Genomic DNA, 19025 nt, shown 5'->3' on the forward strand with positions numbered 1-19025 from the left:
CTACGCCCCCCTCATCCCCCCGGCTACGCCAATAAAAAGTGCGTCAGGAGGATGAATGGCCGGCACCGTCGTCGCACTATGCATGAAAGCTATTCCAGCGGATGCTCTCCGCTCTCACAATAACAATCTTTCACCGCCAGGGTGTTAAGCGAGGCAAGATGATGAAAAACCCGGACTGGTGGCGTGGCGCCGTCATTTATCAAGTTTATCCACGCAGCTTCTACGATTCCAATGGCGATGGCATTGGTGACCTGCCTGGCGTAACCGCCAAGCTCGATTACATCGCCAGCCTGAACGTGGATGCCATCTGGCTGTCGCCCTTCTTTACCTCGCCAATGAAAGACTTCGGCTACGATGTTTCTGACTATCGCGGAGTGGATCCGATTTTCGGCACCATCGAGGATTTCGATGAACTCATTGCCGCGGCCCATAAACGCGACCTAAAGATCATGATCGACCAGGTGTTGAGCCATTCTTCCGACCAGCATCGCTGGTTCGTTGAAAGCCGCGCCAGCCGTGACAACCCGAAAGCAGACTGGTACGTGTGGGCAGATCCAAAGGCCGATGGCACCCCACCCAACAACTGGCTGTCGGTGTTTGGCGGCTCCGCATGGGCCTGGGATACCCGCCGCAAGCAGTACTACCTGCACAATTTCCTGACCAGCCAACCGGACCTGAATTTCCACTGTCCGGACGTAGTTGAACAGGTGCTGTCGGACGTGAAATTCTGGCTTGACCGGGGTGTTGACGGTTTCCGTCTGGACGCCATCAATTTCTGCTTCCACGATCCCGAACTGCGGGACAACCCTCCCAGCGAAGCTGTTGCTGAGGGTTCCATTGGCGTACGCAAGGAGAACCCTTACGCCTACCAGTTCCACAAATACGACAAGACGCGCCCGGAAAACCTGGCCTTCCTGCAGCGCCTGCGTGCCCTGCTCGACCAATACCCCGGAACCACCACCGTCGGGGAAATCGGCGACGACAACTCGCTGCAAACAATGGCGGAATACACCAGTGGCGGTGACAAACTGCACATGGCTTACTCCTTCGATCTGCTGACGGAACAGCACGGGGCAGACTTCTTCCAGAAGACCGTCGACTCCATCGAGAAAAAACTGACCGACGGCTGGCCCTGCTGGGCCATCGGCAACCATGATGTTTCACGGGTTGCTACTCGCTGGCAGGCGCGCTCACCCCAGCAGTTGAAAGCCTACATGGCCATGCTGCTGACCCTCCGTGGCAGCGTCTGTATCTATCAGGGTGAAGAGCTAGGCCTGACCGAGGCAGAGCTGGAATACAAAGACCTGGTGGACCCTTACGGCATTAACTTCTGGCCCGAATACAAAGGCCGGGACGGTTGCCGTACCCCCATGGTGTGGCACAACAAAGAGGCCAATGGCGGCTTCTCCGATGCACGCCCTTGGCTGCCGGTTTATGATGAACACTACAACGCAGCGGTCGCCATCCAGCACGAACAGGAAAATTCCATCCTGCAGGCATACCGGGCATTCCTTGGCTGGCGCGCACAACAACCGGTGCTACTCAAGGGCGACATCGACTTTCTGGACAGCCCCGAAAACAGTCTGGTTTACACCCGGACCTATGAAGGCACCACCCTTCTGGTCGCTCTGAACCTGACGGATCAACCAGTTCGAATCACAGCTCCGGCCACGGGCCAGAGAGTCAGCGGTGCGCCTGATTTCGTCGGCGCCTCCTGGAATGACAACGAGCTCGAACTACAGCCCTGGGGTGTGGAGATTGCATCACTCTGACCCCGCTTTCACAGATCAAACAAGAAGACATACGTTATGGCCAGCGTCACACTACGAAATATCTGCAAGAGTTATGACGAAACCCAGGTCACCCGCAATGTGAACCTGGATATCGACGATGGGGAATTTGTGGTGTTTGTCGGCCCCTCCGGGTGCGGCAAATCCACCCTGTTGCGAATGATCGCCGGGCTGGAGGACATCACCTCCGGCGAGCTTTACATCGGCAACGACAAGGTCAACAACCTGCCCCCCAAGGAACGGGAAGTGGGCATGGTGTTCCAGTCCTACGCACTCTACCCTCACATGAACGTGGCGGAAAACATGGCCTTCGGGCTCAAACTCGCCAAAACCGACAAAGCCGAGATTGACCGGCGCGTTAACGACGCCGCCAAACTGCTGCAACTGAACAACCTACTGGAACGCAAACCCAAGGATCTGTCCGGTGGTCAGCGCCAGCGTGTTGCGATTGGCCGCACCATCGTGCGGGAGCCAACGGTTTTTCTGTTCGACGAGCCCCTGTCCAATCTCGACGCTTCCCTGCGGGTGCAGATGCGCATCGAGATTTCCCGGCTGCACAAGCGCCTGGACGCCACCATGGTGTATGTCACCCACGATCAGGTGGAAGCCATGACCATGGCTGACAAGATCGTCGCCCTGGACAGCGGCGCGATCGCCCAGGTTGGCAAGCCCATGGAGCTATACCACTACCCTGCCACGCGTTTTGTAGCCGGGTTTATCGGCTCACCGAAGATGAACTTCATCGACGGCACTGTGGAGTCCGCCAGCAGCCAGTCCGTGACCGTTACCATGCCCGGCAAACACTCCCTGGAACTGCCGATCAACGGCCACGAGCTCACTGCTGGTGAGTCGGTCACCGTGGGCATCCGTCCGGAGCACCTGAGCAACGACGACGAAGCAGATATGTATCTGGACGGCGAAGTGACCGTGGTGGAACGGCTGGGCTATCAGACTCTGGTGCATATGGACGTGAACGGCGTGGATGGTGTTATCACCATGCGCACCGACGGCAGCGATCCGGTCCAGGAAGGCTCGAAGGTCACCCTGGGCATCAAGGCCATCAAGTGCCACTTGTTCCGCGAAGACGGCGACGCCTGCCCCCGGCTTTACCGGGAACCCTGCATTGATTTTTGATCTGCTCTGACACCTTTTCAGGGGCCGGTTCCGTCAGGTACCGGCCCCTTTTTTTGTCCTGTTCCTGTCCGCCCGCCGATCAGGCTGGGGGATACTCCTGAAACACGCTGTGAATACATCCCTGTACGCTCGGCTCCGCCATCCATGGCTCCGCACGGTTTCGGGAGTACCTACCAGCCTGTTCAGCTATCAAGGTGGTAGCCGGATAACGGCCGAGAAAATAAAAAAAGCCCGGTCAGCAGGGGGGGATTAGCCTGACCGGGTCGCGAAGTGCGGAAAAAGGAAGACGCATTTCTCGCGGAAGGGGTGGTGGCATCAGCCTTTGACGCCACCAGCGGTTAACCCGCCAACAATCCATTTCTGGCAGTACAGGAAGATCAGTGTGATGGGCAGCCCGGATAACACCGCTGCGGCGGCGAAGTCACCCCACAGGTAGTTCTGCTCGTAAAGGTATTGCTGCGCGCCGACCGCCAGGGTCAGTTTGTCAGTATCCACCAGCAGCACTGAGGCCATCGGGTATTCCATGATGGTCATGATGAAGGCCAGGATGAACACCACCACCAGAATTGGAACTGACAGCGGCAGCAGGATGTAGCGGAACGCCTGCCAGGTGGTCGCGCCATCCACGATGGCGGCCTCTTCCAGGGAGCGGTCGATGGAATCGAAGTAGCCCTTGATGGTCCAGATATGCAAGGCCATGCCACCAAGGGACGCCACAATCACCGCACCGTGGGTGTTCAGCCCCAGCCAGCTCACATGGTTGCCTATCTGGTCAAACAGGGCATACAGCGCCACCAGGGACAGCACCGGCGGGAACATCTGGAAGATCAGCATCGACTTGAGCACAAAGCCTTTGCCTGCAAAACGCATGCGGGCGAAGGCGTAGGCACTGGTGGTCGAGAGGGCCAGGATCATCACCGAGGAGATCACTGCGATCTTGATGGAGTTCCACAGCCACAACAGCACCGGGAACGGCGGCTGGGTGACCGTGCCGTCCTCCCCGGTGTAGGGAATGCCCAGCGCCAGGTACCAGTGTTCCAGCGAAGGGTTCTCCGGCAGCAGGCTGCCGGCTGCAAAGTTGCCGCTGCGGAAGGAGATGGAGATGACCATCAGCAGCGGGAACAGGATGATCACGATAAAGCCCAGCATCCCGAGATGCGACGCCAGAACGCGATACTTGGTGGAGCGGGGTTGAACCATCGCCATGGGTAGCTCCTTATACTTTTATTTTGGACAGTTTCAGGTTGATCAGCGACAGGGCACCAACCACCAGGAAGATGGCGGTGGCTATAGCAGCCGCCAGGCCAAAGTTCTGTCCGGAGTCCTGGAACGCAATGCGGTAGGTGTAGCTCACCAGCAGGTCGGTAGTGCCCGCAGGTGTGCTTGCGCCGATAATATCGGGCGCACCGCCAGTCAACAGAGCAATCAGAACGAAGTTATTGAAGTTGAACGCAAAGCTGGCAATCAACAGCGGCATTAACGGCTTGATGATCAGCGGCAGGGTGACATTGAACAGGTTGTTCACCGGCCCTGCCCCGTCCATGGCGGAGGCCTCGTAGAGATCCCGAGGTATCGCCTGCAATAAGCCCATGCAGAGCAACATCATGTAGGGGTAGCCCAGCCAGGTATTGACGATCAGTATCATGGTTCGTGCCAGGGCCGGATCACTAAACCAATCAGGGCGCAGCCCGAACAGGCCTTCCAGCACCAGGTTGATCTCACCGAAATTCTGGTTGAACAGACCTTTGAACACCAGGATCGAAATAAACGCTGGCACCGCGTAGGGCAGGATTAGCATGGTGCGGTAGAAGCCCTTTCCGCGAATCTGGTCCCACTGCAGGAGGTTCGCAAGCAACAGCCCAAGTGCCAGGGTGAACACCACGGTTGCCACGGCAAAAGACAGCGTCCATACAAATATTTCGAAGAACGGCCCACGAATGCTTGGGTCGGACACCACCTTCAGATAGTTGTCCCATCCTATGTTTACGGTCCACCCCGGCGACAGCGTCTGGCCATCCGCACTTCGGTAGAAGCCGGTGTCGTGGTCCGGGAAGTAAGTCACGTCCGTCTGATTATTAGTGATGCTGCCGTTGTCGTGCACTGTGAACTGGGCGTTGATGGCCGCAAAGGCACGCAGGCTGGCCATGCTCAGTTCGCGGCCGTCTTCGGTCAACAGGTCCAGCTGCGACAGTTCGGATCGCAACTGGATGATGTCGCGAATGGCCAGCGGCTCGCCAGCTGGCTTACCCGAAGCAGGTAAGACCGGCGCGCTGGTGTCAGAGCCGTCCAACGCCAATGGGGCCGATACCAGGTCCTGGTGTTTGCCCTCTAGATAGATCACATAACCGGCATCGGTGTTGAAAAGCTCATAGTTATAGCGAATGGAATCGGACTGGTAGGTCCGGTCCATCAGATTGTCCTTAACCTGCTCAAAACTCAGTAGATTGCTGGCACTGTAGTTGGTAAAGCCAATACCAACCGTGTACATCAGCGGAAAAATAACAAACACTCCCATACCGGCTACCGCAGGGAAAATGTAGCGATGGGCGTAGAGTTTCTTGTTCACGAATACGAACACCGCCGATGCGGTCAGCACCAGGAACAGCATCGCGAACACGAACTCCTGCTGGGCATACAGTGCCAGTATCAGGTAGAGCGCCATGCCCACCAATGCGGCCAGGGCACCCCACTTTAAAATCATTCGAGTCATTGGAAGTCTGCTTTCGGTTCCGGGGGAGGACAGGGTTTCCGTTATCATTGTAGTCAGCCCGTTTAAAGCCGTCGCCGCGTCGGGCGACGGCAGAGTTACAACAACCGGTATTACCGGGTAATGCGCTGTGCTGCCGAATTCAGGGCGTCCTCAACGGGCTGTCGTCCAGAGGTGATGTTCTGCAGAGCCGGCCCCATGGAGGACCAGAAAGCGCCCATGGCAGGCACACTCGGCATAGGTTCACCCAACTGGGCATTTTCAAACGTCGCTGCAATATTCGGGTTCGACGACAGCTCGTCCATGAACGCCTTGTTGGCGACCGCACCCAGGGGCACGTCGTTGTTGACCATTTTCAGGCCTTTGACCGACAACGCGTAGTTCTCAAGGAATTCCACTGCCAGGTCCTTGTTGGGGCTGGCCGTATTGAGGGTAGCCGCCATCACGCCAACCATGGGTTTACTGGGCTGGCCATCGACGGTGGGCAACTTGGCAACCCCAAAGTTAATACCGCTTTTCTCCAGGTTGCCCCAGGCCCAGGGGCCGTTGATCATCATCGCGGTTTCGCCTTTGTTGAAGCTGGACTCCATGGCGCTGTAATCGGCACCGCGAGGCATAACGCCTTCTTCAATCAAGGTTGTGAGCATGTTGGCGCCTTTCATGGCACCCTCGTTGTTCACACCGGTGTCTTTGACGTCGTAGCTGCCGTCTTCGTTCTGGGCAAAGATGTAGCCGCCAGCCGCGGCGATCATTGGCCAGGTGAAATAGGTGTTGTTGTAGTCCCACAGAATGGCGCGTTTGCCATCTTCCGCCAGTTGTTTGTGGATGGCAGGGATGTCCTCAAAGGCGGTTGGCGGCTCGGGCACCAGATCCTTGTTGTAGATCAGCCCAATGGACTCTACAGCCATGGGATAACCGTACATCTTGCCGTCGACGGTCACGGCATCCCAGGTGAAATCGAAGTTTTCATCGATAACGCGCTGTGACGGCTTGACCTCTGAGATGATGCCGCTTTGTGCCCACTCGCCGAAACGGTCGTGGGCCCAGATAAAGATGTCCGGGCCGTTGCCCGTGGCGGCGGATTGCTGGAACTTGTCGGTGGCACTGTCGGGGTGAGCCACCTCAACGGGGATGCCGGTTTCCTCGGTAAACCAGTCGCCCACCTCCTGCAGGCCGTCATAGCCCTTGTCGCCGTTGATCCAGACCAGAAGCTTCCCTTCCTCGATCTCAGCGTGGGCGGGAGCAGACAGTCCAAACGTTGCTGCAACAATGGCAGCAGCCATTGTACTGCGGTTAAGGGAGATGCGGATAAAAGTTCGACGATTCATCAGGTGTTTCCTCTGCTTGTTCTTGCCTTATTCTTGTTGTCCGCCCTGACACGAGGTTGGCCGGGCGGGCTGAACGCAAATCTTTTTATTGCGAGTAACCGAACTGTGTTGCAATTTGCCGGTGCTGGCATCAGCCCTGATTTCATTCCCTGAGGCGTAGAATGGGGGAGTAGTGAGGCGTAGTGAATTCCGTCTACCACCCACCCTCCAGGTCTGGTTTGATTGAATAACCACAACAATAAATGGAACCGGAGCCCATTGCATGAGCCAGACCCCGAAAAACCTCAGGTTTACCGCCAGCCTTGTGACGTGCCTCTCGCTTGCAGGCTGCGCCGGTGGCCAGTTCGAGACCGCCGCCCCACCCTCAGATAACCGCGCTGTTTCGACCGGCGGACAGTGCATTGCCACCCAGGCAGAGATGGCCGTGACGGTCGGCGATACCTTCAAAAACGGCGACTGGGTGCGAGACTACTACAGTGGCAACAAAGCACAGGTAACAAATGGCAAAGTCACTCTGGCCCCTGCCCCGGACGCCGAAGGCCTGTTACTGCTGGAAGCCGTCGACGCTCCGGAGCAGAGCTTCACCTGGGCGGGCGCGACCGTCTACTTTGCCGTGACGGACCGCTTCGCCAATGGCCGCACCGACAATGACGAGAACTACGGCCGTAAGCCCGACGGCAAGGATGAGATCGGCACCTTTCATGGCGGGGATTTCGCGGGCCTGACAGAGAAACTGGACTATTTGGAGGATCTCGGCGTCAACGCCGTCTGGGTCACCCCGCCCTTCGAGCAAATTCACGGTTGGGTTGGCGGTGGGGACCGGGGGGACTTCCAACACTATGGATATCACGGTTATTACGCCCTGGACTTCACCCGCCCGGACGCCAACTTCGGCACCCGCGAGGAATTCCGCACCCTGGTGGAAGAGGCCCATGCCCGTGGCATTCGTGTGGTTATGGACGTGGTGATGAACCACCCGGGCTACGCCACCCTCCAGGACATGCAGACCTTCAACGTTGGTGGTCTACGCGAAGGCTTTGAGAAACACCTGCCCGAACAATGGGGTGACTGGCGACCGGAATCCTGGGAGGATTTCCACGCTTACCATGCCCTGATCGACTACGATCATCCGGGCTGGGCCAACTGGTGGGGCAAGGACTGGGTTCGCGCCGGCATCGGCGATTACGACACGCCGCCCAAAGCCTCCATCGATCCGGTACGGGGCTCCCTCGCCTTCCTGCCGGATTTCAAGACGGAATCCGATAAAACGGTGGACCTGCCCATTTTCCTGCAGAACAAGGAAAACACCCGCGCCACACAGCTTGAAGACGCCACCGTCCGGGATTATCTGGTCACCTGGCTGACCGATTGGGTGCGCGAGTTCGGTGTTGATGGTTTCCGGGTGGACACCGCCAAGCACGTGGAGCCGGAAGCCTGGAAACAACTGAAAGCCGAAGCTCAGAATGCACTGGACACCTATCGCGCCAATAATCCCGGCCAGCCGTTGCCAGCGGAAGAGTTCTGGATGGTCGCGGAGGTATTCCCCCATACAGTGACCCGAAGCAGCTACTTTGATGCCGGATTCGACGCCGTCATCAACTTTGACCTGCAGGAAGAAGCCCAGGCCGGGGCCGCCTGCCTGCCCGCCATGGAACCCATCTACAGCGAGTACTCCGCCAAGATGCACGGCGCCGAACCCTTCAACGTGATGAGCTATATCTCATCCCACGACACCCAGTTGTTCAGCCGCATTGCCGATAATGACCCGGCAATGCAGAAACGCGCTGCCAGTGCGCTGCTGTTTACACCGGGCACCACTCAGATATTCTACGGAGACGAATCCGGCCGTTCTTTCGGGCCAACGGGGTCCGACGGCCACCAGGGCACCCGTTCGGACATGAACTGGGCCGACATTGAGAACGGCACGGCCGAGCCGATCCTGTCCCACTGGAGAAAGCTGGGCCAGTTCCGGGCACATCACCCAGCGATTGGTGCTGGGGAACACAAACAACTCAGTTCCGAACCTTACGTTTTTTCAAGAACCCACGGCGACGACCGGGTGGTTATCGCCTTCGGCAAGGAGTAATCGTGGACAACACCCAAACAGCAGGATTTACACCGGAAACACCCCTTATACTGGGGATGATGCGGCTGCATGACCATCCCCGGCTCACGCAGCCAGCCCAGCTCGCAGACTGGGTTGCCGCAAGGCTTGATGAAGGCCTGAACGTGTTCGATCATGCCGATATCTACGGTGGTGGTGAGTGTGAACGGCTGTTCGGGGACGCGTTACGGGCACACCCGGCCCTGGCCCAAAAACTGCGAGTGATCACCAAAACCGGTATTGTGCCGGCGGACCGGGATACCTCTCAGTGGCGGGTAAAACACTACCGGGCCGAAGCGGATTACGTGGAAAACGCGATCAACAAGGCCCTCGCCTCACTGGCGGTAGAACAGATTGACACCTTCCTGATTCACCGTCCGGACCCGTTGATGCACGCCCAGGATGTTGCCCGGGTACTGGAAGCAGCGGTCTCCGCAGGCAAGATTCGCCAGATCGGCGTATCCAACTTCCTGCCAGAGCAGTGGCGATGGTTGGCCCGGAACACCGAGCTACCGCTGGTGTGCAATCAAAGCCAGTTATCACTGGCCCACACCAATCCGTTATTCGACGGCACGCTCGAAGCCCACCTTGCCGATGGGCTGCGTTGGCTGGCGTGGTCGCCGCTGGGCGGTGGTAGCCTGGCGGATCGCATCCCAGCAGAACTGATGGAAGAGGCTCGTGAAGAAACCGGTCTGGATGACACCGGCGTAGCTATCGCCTGGTTACGACAGATTCCCGGAACGCCTATACCCGTGCTGGGTTCCATGAACCCCGAGCGCATTCACTCAGCGCTCAATGGCGCTCGAAGCCCTATGCCACGGGCCCTCTGGTACCGGCTTCTGGAATCGGTTCGCAATACCGCGGTTGCCTGACCCGGGTATGCGTTGTGAAGTCCGTCAACGCCTGACAAATCGTTACACAACTTCCACCTTAGTCCGATTGTTGCTCTTGCAGACACCCGCGACACTGGTCCCGATTCACAAAAACAATATCAGGGCCCGCATTCCCGGCCCGGCGCGACCAAGGAGGCCTGTGCCAATGCTCTGCAAGAAGCTGCTTCTCTCTTTTCTACTGACTCTGGTCGCGGCAATGCCCGTTGCCGCTGAAGCCCTGAAAATCGGCCTCAACTACCCTCAGACCGGCCGCTACAAGGATCAGGGGCTGCAACAACGCCTGGGCGCTTTCCTGGCCGTTGATGAAATCAACAAAGCCGGCGGTATCATGGGGCGTGAGGTGGAATTGGTGATACGGAACACCTCCGGTGAACCTGAAAAGGGCGCGCAGAATACCGCCGAGCTGATCGACAGCGAAGGTGTTCAAATGCTGTTTGGTGGTGTTTCCAGCGCAGTGGCTATCGCATCCGGCAGGGCAGCGAGGGACCGGAACCGACTCTACTTCGGCACCCTGACCTACTCTAACGCCACCACCGGTTCCGCAGGCCACAGCCACATGTTTCGCGAACCCTACAACGCTTGGATGACGGCAAAGGTATTGAGCCAATACCTCAATACCCAGCATGCCGGCGACGAATACTTTTACATCACGGCAGACTATACCTGGGGCTGGTCGGTGGAGAAGTCGGTCCGGAAATTCACCAATACCGAAAACACCGAGGCTCACCAGGGCGTGAAGACGCCCTTCCCTCGTGCGTTGATTACGGATTTTCGCCAGGCATTGGAACAGGCAGAACAAAGTGGCGCGAAAGTCTTGATGATGGTGTTGTTCGGCGACGATATGGTGCGTGCGCTGAATGTGGCCTATGAAATGGGGCTGACGAAGAAGATGCAGGTGGTGGTTCCCAATCTTACCCTGGGAATGGCCCGCCAAGTGGGCCCCACCATTATGGAAGGCGTCGTCGGCGGATCGCCCTGGGTCTGGAGCGTTCCCTACCAGTACAACTATACGCGTGGCAAAGAGTTCGTGGAGGCCTTCTCAAGCCGGTACGAAATGCGCCCCTCCACGGCTGCCGCCTCCGCCTACAGCATTGTCTATCAATACAAGGACGCCGTGGAACGTACTGGCACTACGGATACAAGCCGGCTTATCCGCACCCTGGAAGGCCAGCGCTATACCTTCCTGAAGGACGAGCAGTACTGGCGGGACTTTGACCACCAGAACATCCAAACGGTCTACGTCGTGCGGGTAAAGCCCCGCAATCAGATCATGGAAGACGAATACTCGGCAGACTACTTCGAGATCATCGATTCCATGCCTGGCGACGAGGCCGCCCAGACCCGGGAGGAATGGGAAGCCAGACGCAAGGAAGCCGGACAGCCGCTCAACCTCTAGCTAGGTGAGCGTCGATGTCACAGGGTTAACCGTGTTTGCCAGCGCCGCGCCAATGTTCGAAAACTCGTCCGCCTGCAGGGACGCCCCGCCGATCAGGCCGCCATCCACTTCGGGTGACGAGAACAGAGCAGCCGCGTTGGCCGCTTTCACACTGCCACCATAAACAATGCGCACGGACTGCCCTGCGCCCGTCTCACAGTTCTCCAGATACTGGCGGATAGCCCGGTGGGTGTCCGCCACCTGCTCCGGGGTAGCGGTTCTGCCGGTGCCAATGGCCCAGACCGGCTCATAGGCAATAATGCTACTGGCCAAACCAGCCATGCTGCTCTGGTCGATTACCGCCTGCAGCTGTTTTTCAACCACCGACATAGTCTGGCCCTGTTCCCGCTCTTCCAGGGTTTCGCCAACACACATAACCGGTATCAGCCCCGCGGAGAGCACCTGCTGGAACCGGGTAGCGACATCATCGTCGGATTCGTGGTAAAGCGCGCGTCGTTCCGAGTGCCCGACCAGTACGTAACGACACCCCATTTCATGCAGCATGGTGGCGCTGACCTCGCCGGTGTGCGCTCCGGACGTCGCACGGCTGGCGTTCTGCGCCCCGAGAGCAATGCCGGTATAACCAAGTAGGTCCCTTAGCTGGAACAGATAGGGGGAAGGCGGGCAAATGGCCATGTCGATGGTTTTGCGAAAGGGACGGAGCTTGACCAGCATCCGCACAAGCAGTGCCTGGTTGGAATGCAGGCTACCGTTCATTTTCCAGTTCGCAATCAATATGGGTTTTCTCATGGTTGTCTCCTGTGATTCCTCGTATCGATGTGTCAGGTATCCAGGGCACAGCGAATGGCTCCAACACCGGGATAGAAAGCGTGCGCACCAAGGTCCTGTTCGATACGCAACAGCCGGTTATACTTGGCCACACGGTCAGAGCGGCAAAGGGAACCGGTCTTGATCTGACCGGCACGGGTTGCCACGGCCAGATCGGCAATGAAGGTATCCTCGGTTTCGCCGCTGCGATGAGATATAACTGCGGTGTAGCCAGAATCCTGTGCCACTCCAATGGCTTCAAAGGTTTCAGACAGCGTGCCGATCTGGTTGAACTTGATCAGAACCGAATTGGCGATGTCCTTCCGTACGCCATCCGCAATCAGTGACGCATTGGTCACGAACAGGTCGTCCCCTACCAGTTGCACCCGTTCCCCCAGCTTTTCGGTCAGCAGCTTCCAGCCGTCCCAGTCATCTTCATCCATGCCATCCTCAATGGAGGCAATGGGATACTGCCTGGCCAGCGACAGCAGGTAGTCGGCAAAGCCGGCGGAGTCAAAGCTCTCTCCAGCGCCAGACAGCTCGTAGCGACCATCGCGATAGAATTCAGACGCGGCGCAGTCCAGTGCCAGAACAATATCCGTGCCCGGGCAATACCCTGCCCTGACCACGGCTTCGAGGATGAGATCCAGCGCCTCTTCACTAGAGCGCAGATCCGGCGCGAAACCACCTTCATCACCAATGGCGGTGGAAAGGCCCTTCTCAGTGAGCAGTGATTTCAGCGCATGGAAGGTTTCGACGCCCATTCGCAATGCCTCGCTATAGCTGGGCGCCCCAACCGGCTGGATCATGAATTCCTGAAGATCGACAGTGTTGTCCGCATGGGCGCCACCATTGATGATGTTCATCATGGGCACCGGCAACACACAGGGGCCAGAGCAACCATAGAGTTCTGCCAGATAACGGTATAACGGTTGCTGACGGAAATTGGCGGCGGCATCGGCAACTGCCAGAGACACGGCGAGAATGCCATTTGCGCCAAAGCCGGACTTGTTATCGGTGCCGTCCAGGTGGCGCATGAGCCGATCAATCACCAACTGGTCAAACACCACCCGGCTTTCAATCGCTGGCGCGATGTTGCGGTTGACGGCTTCCACGGCACCCAGGACGCCCTTGCCGTTGTACCGATTGGGGTCGCCGTCCCTTTTCTCCAGGGCCTCCCTGGACCCCGTGGAGGCTCCCGACGGGGCGCGACCGCGTCCGACCACGCCGTTTCCCAATTCAACATCCACTTCCACTGTGGGAAAACCACGAGAATCCAGAATTTCCCGGGCGAATACGGACTGAATACGCTCCATAATCATTAACCTGCCTGATCGTGTTGTTTTTGTTTCCGCACACATTAGGTGCACTTTCGAACAGCTTCATCAATTCTAATATTCGTTTACGAACATTAACAAGCGAAAAAGAACAAAATTTCATATGATTTTGTTATATGGAAAACCCGAATAGGAACTTCCGCCAGTTTTGACTACACCCGGAACCTTCCGATCAACGCTTCGATATCACTCATCGATGCCTTGAGCTGATCGCTGGTCGCTACCAATTGCTCAATCTCGGCCAGGTTTTCCGATGACGACCCGCTGATCTCAGTGACATTTCGTGAAACCGAACGGCTCACATCTTCCTGCTCATCCATCCCGGTACGAACATGTTCCGCGCTATTGCGGATCTGGTCGACGGCTTCACGAATGGTTTCAACGCCTTTGGAGGCATCCCTAATCAGGGATTTGACCGATTCCAGGCGCTGGAAACTGTCGCCCATGGAACTCACAGCTTCCGCTGCATCCCCCTGGAGACGGTTGACCAGGCCACGGATGGTTTCCGTGCTGTTGGTGGTCTTCTGGGCAAGCTGCCGGACCTCATCGGCCACCACCGCGAAGCCTCGACCGAACTCCCCGGCCCTGGCGGATTCAATCGCCGCGTTAAGCGCCAGCAGGTTGGTCTGGTTGGCAATTTCATCGATGGACTCGGTGATGCGCCCGATATCATGAGACGCACTCTCCAGCTTCTTCAGCTTGCCAGAGGTCTGCTGGACCTGCTCTTCCAGCTCATTTACACATTTCATGTTGGCGTTTGCAGTCGCCTTGCTTTCATCCACCCTGCTGTTCACCGACTCTACCAGTTGGTGGGTATCCATGACGGATTCCGCAACATGATGGCAGGACGCCTCCATTTGCGTCATGGCAGTAGCGATTGAATTCAGGTCATCGGACTGTCCACGAATACGCTGGCTCAGGTCGTGGGAAAAATCCGCGTTGGACGCCGCCACACCGGTAATTTCACCACCGGCTTTCTGCAGGCTTCCCAACACCTCACGCATGGCCGCTGCGAGCTTATTGGCCGACTCTTTCAGTTCGATGAACTCGCCGTTGGCGCGGAACGTTAGCTCGCGGCTATAGTCACCCCCAGCCATCGCCGAGAGGTGATTGACGGTGGCGCGCAGAGGAATACTGATCAACCGCCCCAACCACACCGAGATCACAACGGCAATAAACAGAATTAGCGGTACTAGGTAATACACCAGCTGTTCCGAGAAACGCGCCGTGGCATCCAGGTTATCGACGGTCTGTACAGCGGCCTCTCCGGCTGCCGTGACCATCTGGTCAATATGGCTGTTGAGGTTATCAAGCCCGGTCTCTATCTCGACGACCGTGCTGTTCACCGCCAGCAGGTTGCTGCGGTAATCGTAATACTGGCTGACTATGCCGGCCTCACTGTTGACCGACTCAAAGAAATCGTTTGCGATAGGCGCAAGCGACTCCAGCGACGCAATCTCGCCAATGATGGCCTCAATATCCTGCTAAACCGTCACGGTGTTGAATCGCAGGTTTTCCACCACGGCTTTGAGCCGTTCGGCATCGTCGGTGCTGACCAATTGCATAATTAGCAGTTCAATATTGGACAGATTCCCCATGACCGTCATGAGCAGGTCTTTCAGATAAATGTCAGACCCTGCGGGCGCTGATGCTTCACGAAGCAACAACTGTTTCATTTCCGAGGCTTTGGCAAGAAAGTCGGATAAATCACGGTTCACTGATTCAGATACGCGAATAACGTCCGCCTGGTGTTCGCTAAGCCTGGCCGCTTGTTTTTGTAGCGCGCCAAGGGCCTCCCGGTACTGCTGAGCGGGTTCCTCGAATCCAGTAAGCAAGCGGATTTCGCCGGCTTCGGCAGCGAGTGACGCCACCTGCTTATCCAGCGCGGTCATTTTATCTATCAGCCTTCCATAGCGGGCTTTTAGTTCCTGGTTGTCCCTCACCCTGGCGAGCGAGATGACCGCCATGCCACTGCCACCTGTCGTTGCCTCGACAGCCTGGACAGCACGCTGAAACGGGAAGATTCTCTCCTTTACCGCAGACGTACCCTCGGAAATGGATGTCATCATATTGCCATTGAACAGCCCCCAGCTTGCGATGATCACACAAAGCAAACCGAAGCCCAGGTATAGACGATGGATAACTGAAATTTTTCTCATGCCCTATCAACCCCTACTGCCAGCCCTGGACAGGCCCGGAATTTGGAAAGGAAGGATCAGGTGCAGAAAGGCGGAAAAAGGGCCGGCAGGGTCAACCCGCTAAACACGGGGGAACACCTGAAATGCTAATAGGGGGGGAATGAAAGCAACCGGCCAAGACCCACCGACCTGACGGTGTTAGGTCTGCCGCTGCCCCGGGAAACTCGGGACAACGGCAGGGCACTACAGGTAAGTGATTTACTGAGTGACTACTCGAGCCGCCTCAGAAATCAGCTCTCGCGAGCTTCTTCCCAGGTTTTGAGCAGCTCTTCGTAGCGGACGGTTTTGCCTTTCGGCTTTTCGTTGTCCAGCTTCGGTTTGGGCGCGCCCGGCTGATCCAGCCAGTACTGGGGATCACGCGGCTCGTTCAGCTTCGGACCGCAGGTTTCCTGGACACTGGCACGTTCGAGACGCTCCATGACACGATCCTGTGCCTGCGCCAGTCCGTCCAGTGCTTTCTGTGGCGTTGCTTCGCCACTTGCAGCCTGAGCAATATACTGCCACCAGAGCTGAGCCAGCTTCGGATAATCCGGTACGTTGGTACCCGTCGGCGACCACTGAACGCGGGCCGGGCTACGGTAGAACTCCACAAGACCACCAAGTTTGGGCGCCATTTCGGTCATGGCATCCGATTCGATATCAGACTCGCGGATCGGCGTCAGGCCAGCGATGGTCTTTTCCAGAGAAACGGTTTTGGACACCGTGAACTGTGCATACAACCAGGCCGCAAGGCGACGCTTTTCAGGGGTGGACTTCATGAAGGTCCAGGAGCCCACGTCCTGATAACCCAGTTTCATGCCTTCTTCCCAGTAGGGCCCACGTGGTGAAGGGGCCATGCGCCACTTCGGGGTGCCGTCTTCGTTGACCACCGGCAAACCGTCTTCGATCATGCTGGCAGTGAAGGCGGTATACCAAAAGATTTGCTGGGCAACAGCGCCCTGAGCGGGTACGGGACCAGCTTCAGAGAATGTCATACCCGGCGCCTCCGGCGGCGCGTATTTTTCCAACCAGTCAACATACTTGGTGGTTGCATACACAGCGGCAGGCCCATTGGTTGCACCGCCGCGGCTGACGCTGGCGCCGACCGGATGACATTCGTCAACACGGATGCCCCACTCGTCGACCGGCAAACCATTTGGCAGGCCCTTGTCGCCGGCACCGGCCATGGAGAACCAGGCATCCGTGAAACGCCAGCCCAGTGACGGGTCTTTCTTGCCGTAATCCATGTGGCCGTAGACACGCTTACCATCAATTTCCTTCACGTGTACGGAGAAGAACTCGGCAATGTCTTCATAGGCGGACCAGTTCACCGGAACGCCCAGCTCATAGCCGTAGATGTCCATGAATTGCTTTTTCAGGTCTTCGCGCTCAAACCAGTCAGCACGGAACCAGTACAAGTTGGCGAACTGTTGGTCGGGCAGCTGGTAAAGCTTGCCATCCGGGCCCGTGGTGAAGTCAAGGCCGATGAAATCGTCCAGGTCCAGAGTCGGCAGGGTCAGGTCCTTGCCTTCTCCGTTCATGATGTCCTCAACGGGCATCACCTTACCGTAGCGGAAGTGAGTACCGATCAGGTCAGAATCGTTGACCCAGCCATCGTAGATGTTCCGGCCGGACTGCATCTGTGTCTGCAGCTTCTCGATAACATCGCCTTCCTGGATCAGCGTGTGAGTCAGATTGATGCCGGTGATCTCACTGAACGCTTCAGCCAGGACTTTGGATTCGTATTCATGAGTGGCAATGGTTTCCGAGACGACGTTGATATCCATACCCCGGAACTGCTTGGCGGCCTGGATGAACCACTCCATCTCCTTCATCTGCTCTTCTTTGCTCAGAGTCGACTTCTTGAAGGACTCGTTAACCCACTTCTTGGCGGCATCAGAATACTGATCTGCACTGGCCTGAAAACTGAGCCCCAATCCCACCGAGCCGATCGCAGCGCTCAGAAGGAGGGTTTTCGGATATTTATTGTTCTTGAACATATCCAACCTCATTCGTCTTGTTTTGGTGTGTTCGAAACGCGACAGCTTGCGCCAATACGTTTCGGCTTTCCCTATATAGCGTTCTGACCGCTATTCCTGGAAACGGAGCCGAATAGGGATGTTCGATTCCGATCATTAAAAAGAAAATAGTTCGTTATAGAAATTTTTACAACCGTTTTGAGCGATAAATCCTAAGATTCTTTCGGCCCTCCCTGACAAACGAAAATCAAAGGCGCCCTCCGATGGCACCATTCCCCATCACCCCCAGCGCAACAGCACCAGGAGCCACGCCACCGACACCGCCAGCGCTACCCAAAGAGTAATGTCGCTGACAGCCAGGAACGCAAGGTGAATATAGGCCGCCGATAGCAGGCCGATGAAAAGACGATCCCCCCGGGTTGTCGAGATCGGCAGGAACCCTTTTCGCTCAGTACACGGCGACACCACTTCGTAGACGGTCATCGTCAGCAAGATGCAGGCAATCACCGCAAAGAAAATCGCAACCGTTGGTGTCCAGTTCATCCATTCAATCATGATACGTCTCCTTATACCCGACCCAGTGCGAAGCCCTTGGCGATGTGGTTACGAACAAACCAGACCACCAGCACGCCGGGAATAATGGTGAGCACACCGGCAGCCGCCAGCACACCCCAGTCAATACCGCTTGCCCCGACCGTTCGGGTCATGATCGCGCCGATGGGCTGCGCATCCACGGAGGTCAATGTTCGCGCCAGCAACAGTTCCACCCACGAGAACATGAACGCAAAGAACGCCGCGACGCCAATGCCCGACCGAATCATCGGCAGGAAGATCTTCACGAAGAACTTGGGAAAACTGTAGCCATCAATATAGGCCATCTCGTCGTACTCGCGCGGCACTCCCGACATGAAACCTTCCAGGATCCAGACCGCCAGCGGCACGTTGAACAGACAATGCGCAAGCGCCACCGCAATGTGGGTATCGAACAGCCCTACTGACGAATAAAGCTGAAAAAAGGGCAGCAGGAAAACTGCCGGCGGTGCCATACGGTTACTCAACAGCCAAAAGAACAGGTGCTTGTCACCCACGAATTTGTAGCGGCTGAACGCGTAGGCGGCCGGCAAGGCCACCAGCAATGTGATCGTCATGTTCATGGACACGTAGATCATTGAGTTGATGTAACCCGAGTACCAGCTTGAATCCGAGAAAATCACAGCGTAGTTGGCCAGGGTGAAGTTCTGTGGCCATAACGTCAGGCCGCCGAGAATTTCCTGGTTGGTCTTGAACGACATGTTCAGGAGCCAGTAGATCGGGGTCAGCAGGAGCACGATAAACAGTGTCATCCCGAAGCCCTTTGAACGTGAATAATTCAT

At 57.1% G+C, this 19025-nt stretch carries 15 protein-coding genes; 5 read left to right on the forward strand and 10 right to left on the reverse strand.

Annotated elements, in window-relative coordinates:
• Nucleotides 1-158 precede the first annotated feature (158 nt).
• Complete coding sequence (locus tag AC0B60_RS05645) at nt 159-1772, forward strand: alpha-glucosidase family protein (RefSeq protein ID WP_465084746.1); 1614 nt, start codon at nt 159-161, stop codon at nt 1770-1772.
• A 36-nt stretch (nt 1773-1808) separates the two neighbouring features.
• Nucleotides 1809-2924, forward strand: coding sequence for a maltose/maltodextrin ABC transporter ATP-binding protein MalK (malK, locus tag AC0B60_RS05650; protein ID WP_465084747.1), 1116 nt, complete (start codon nt 1809-1811; stop codon nt 2922-2924).
• A 315-nt stretch (nt 2925-3239) separates the two neighbouring features.
• Here the strand turns inward: malK and malG are convergent, their stop codons facing one another.
• The 3 genes from malG to malE form a co-directional block, all read right to left on the reverse strand.
• On the reverse strand, nt 3240-4130 hold the full coding sequence (malG, locus tag AC0B60_RS05655) for a maltose ABC transporter permease MalG (RefSeq protein ID WP_041335489.1): 891 nt from the start codon (nt 4128-4130) through the stop codon (nt 3240-3242).
• A gap of 10 nt (nt 4131-4140) precedes the next feature.
• A complete protein-coding gene (malF, locus tag AC0B60_RS05660; RefSeq protein ID WP_465084749.1) occupies nt 4141-5634 on the reverse strand; it encodes a maltose ABC transporter permease MalF in 1494 nt (497 codons plus the stop codon).
• A gap of 110 nt (nt 5635-5744) precedes the next feature.
• Nucleotides 5745-6959, reverse strand: coding sequence for a maltose/maltodextrin ABC transporter substrate-binding protein MalE (gene malE / locus AC0B60_RS05665; protein WP_465084750.1), 1215 nt, complete (start codon nt 6957-6959; stop codon nt 5745-5747).
• Between the two features lie 262 nt (nt 6960-7221).
• On the opposite strand from malE, the gene AC0B60_RS05670 reads away from it, so the two are divergent.
• The 3 genes from AC0B60_RS05670 to AC0B60_RS05680 all read left to right on the forward strand — a co-directional run bounded on the left by AC0B60_RS05670 (nt 7222) and on the right by AC0B60_RS05680 (nt 11352).
• Nucleotides 7222-9045 (forward strand): alpha-amylase, encoded by a 1824-nt coding sequence (locus AC0B60_RS05670; protein ID WP_465084752.1) that lies wholly within the window; start codon nt 7222-7224, stop codon nt 9043-9045.
• A gap of 2 nt (nt 9046-9047) precedes the next feature.
• The gene (locus AC0B60_RS05675) at nt 9048-9935 is read left to right on the forward strand and encodes an aldo/keto reductase (protein ID WP_465084754.1); all 888 of its coding nucleotides are present in this window, start codon (nt 9048-9050) and stop codon (nt 9933-9935) included.
• 166 nt (nt 9936-10101) lie between these two features.
• Nucleotides 10102-11352, forward strand: a complete 1251-nt coding sequence (locus AC0B60_RS05680; protein ID WP_465084756.1) for an ABC transporter substrate-binding protein — start codon at nt 10102-10104, stop codon at nt 11350-11352.
• Here the strand turns inward: AC0B60_RS05680 and tpiA are convergent, their stop codons facing one another.
• The 7 genes from tpiA to AC0B60_RS05715 form a co-directional block, all read right to left on the reverse strand.
• Nucleotides 11353-12141, reverse strand: a complete 789-nt coding sequence (gene tpiA, locus AC0B60_RS05685) for a triose-phosphate isomerase (RefSeq protein WP_465084757.1) — start codon at nt 12139-12141, stop codon at nt 11353-11355. It abuts the gene before it with no gap.
• A gap of 32 nt (nt 12142-12173) precedes the next feature.
• On the reverse strand, nt 12174-13475 hold the full coding sequence (gene eno / locus AC0B60_RS05690; protein WP_465084758.1) for a phosphopyruvate hydratase: 1302 nt from the start codon (nt 13473-13475) through the stop codon (nt 12174-12176).
• A 173-nt stretch (nt 13476-13648) separates the two neighbouring features.
• Nucleotides 13649-14842 (reverse strand): methyl-accepting chemotaxis protein, encoded by a 1194-nt coding sequence (locus tag AC0B60_RS05695; RefSeq protein ID WP_465084760.1) that lies wholly within the window; start codon nt 14840-14842, stop codon nt 13649-13651.
• Between the two features lie 138 nt (nt 14843-14980).
• Nucleotides 14981-15655, reverse strand: coding sequence for a hypothetical protein (locus AC0B60_RS05700; RefSeq protein WP_465084762.1), 675 nt, complete (start codon nt 15653-15655; stop codon nt 14981-14983).
• A 269-nt stretch (nt 15656-15924) separates the two neighbouring features.
• Nucleotides 15925-17673, reverse strand: a complete 1749-nt coding sequence (locus AC0B60_RS05705; RefSeq protein ID WP_085680143.1) for an ABC transporter substrate-binding protein — start codon at nt 17671-17673, stop codon at nt 15925-15927.
• A gap of 258 nt (nt 17674-17931) precedes the next feature.
• Complete coding sequence (locus tag AC0B60_RS05710) at nt 17932-18207, reverse strand: DUF2160 domain-containing protein (protein WP_007155504.1); 276 nt, start codon at nt 18205-18207, stop codon at nt 17932-17934.
• 11 nt (nt 18208-18218) lie between these two features.
• Nucleotides 18219-19025 carry a carbohydrate ABC transporter permease gene (locus AC0B60_RS05715; protein WP_007155503.1) on the reverse strand — a complete coding sequence of 269 codons (807 nt, stop codon included), beginning with the start codon at nt 19023-19025 and terminating at the stop codon, nt 18219-18221.

The sequence above is a fragment of the Marinobacter sp. V34 genome (assembly GCF_055524115.1).